Raw genomic sequence first — 753 nt, forward strand, 5'->3', positions numbered from 1 at the left:
TCACGACCTTGTGTACCTAGTGTCGATGTGGCAACCACGCACCTCGACCCCCTGTCCCTACCGGACGCTCTTCCGTTCTTTCGGGGAAAGTTCCGCGGTGTCACGGAAAACCGGTGGTCGCGTTCGACCGGCCAGCCAGGCGGTCACCAGTTCGGTGACCACGGACGGGTCCGGCCGCAGATGGCGGGCCCGCCAGCCCGCGAGGTGATCCAAACCCGCGGCGGCGGCCAGTTCGCCCGCCTCCTTCGGGACGGGCTCGTCCTGCCAGGGGCCGAGGCGTTCGGCGATGTCGTCGAGGAATCGCTGTCCGGCAGCGGTCAGTGTCGCGTCCTCGCGCAGGACCCGCAACGTCCGCCAGGTCTGCTCGCGCCAGTAGGCGAATTCGAAGGCGGAGCGTCGGGGATCTTGACCGGCCCGTGCCAGCGCACGCCAGAACGCGGTGACCCCGAAGAAGGCGTAGACCCCTTGCAGGGCACCACTCAAGGGGCGTGGGTCATCTCGCCACGCCACGTAGATCCGTTCCCGGGGGTCCGGCTCGTATAGTTCGACGAGGTGCAGCAGACCGCCGAGCACGATGTGCTGGAATTCGTGGATCAGGCTCTCGGCGAGAGAAGCGCCGTCGGCGGGCAGGCCGATCACCGCGCTGCCGAACGCCTCCCCGGTCGACGCGCTCGGATTCCGGAAGAGCACCTGAGGTTTCGGCACCAGGGAAGCCAATCCCACTGGCATGATGCGGGCCAGGCCGGGCAGGTG

Annotated in this window: 1 protein-coding gene; it reads right to left on the reverse strand. The window is 68.1% G+C overall.

Features of this window, described 5'->3' with window-relative positions:
• Positions 1-57: 57 nt before the first annotated feature.
• On the reverse strand, positions 58-753 hold a 696-nt coding region (locus CFP71_RS42295; RefSeq protein WP_244200047.1), incomplete at its 5' end, for an aKG-HExxH-type peptide beta-hydroxylase.

This window comes from Amycolatopsis thailandensis, assembly GCF_002234405.1.
GTDB classification, from domain to species: domain Bacteria; phylum Actinomycetota; class Actinomycetes; order Mycobacteriales; family Pseudonocardiaceae; genus Amycolatopsis; species Amycolatopsis thailandensis.